The organism is Pseudomonas sp. F01002, assembly GCF_004402115.1.
Classification (GTDB): domain Bacteria; phylum Pseudomonadota; class Gammaproteobacteria; order Pseudomonadales; family Pseudomonadaceae; genus Aquipseudomonas; species Aquipseudomonas frigoris.
The window spans coordinates 1-342 of record NZ_SOPU01000025.1 but is presented as its reverse complement, the minus strand read 5'-3'; the positions used below and the strand labels follow the sequence as shown (position 1 = coordinate 342).

The following is a 342-nucleotide window of genomic DNA, read 5'->3' as shown; positions in this document are numbered from 1 at the left end:
ACGCCGGCCTGTCCGTGCGCAAGATCGCCAAAAGTTTATCCATTGGCCATTCAAGCGCGGGAGACTACCTTTGCCGGTTCGCAGCCAGTGGGCTTCAGTGGCCCATCGATATCTCTGATGCGGAGCTGAACCGACGCCTGTTTCCGCCGGCAGTACCGGTGCCGAGCGACCAGCGCCCGATGCCTGACTGGGCTTGGGCGCATGCCGAGTTGCGCCGCCCAGGCGTAACTCTGGCCCTGCTTTGGCAAGAGTACCGACTCGCTCACCCGCAAGGCTTCCAATACAGCTGGTTCTGCGAGCACTACCGCCTCTGGGCCGCCAAGGTCGACGTTGTCATGCGCC

The 342-nt window shown here is 63.2% G+C and carries 1 pseudogene; it reads left to right on the top strand.

Annotation, left to right across the window (positions count from 1 at the left end):
• Positions 1-8: 8 nt before the first annotated feature.
• Positions 9-342: pseudogene (locus tag E3W21_RS22135) on the top strand (IS21 family transposase); the annotation flags it as partial.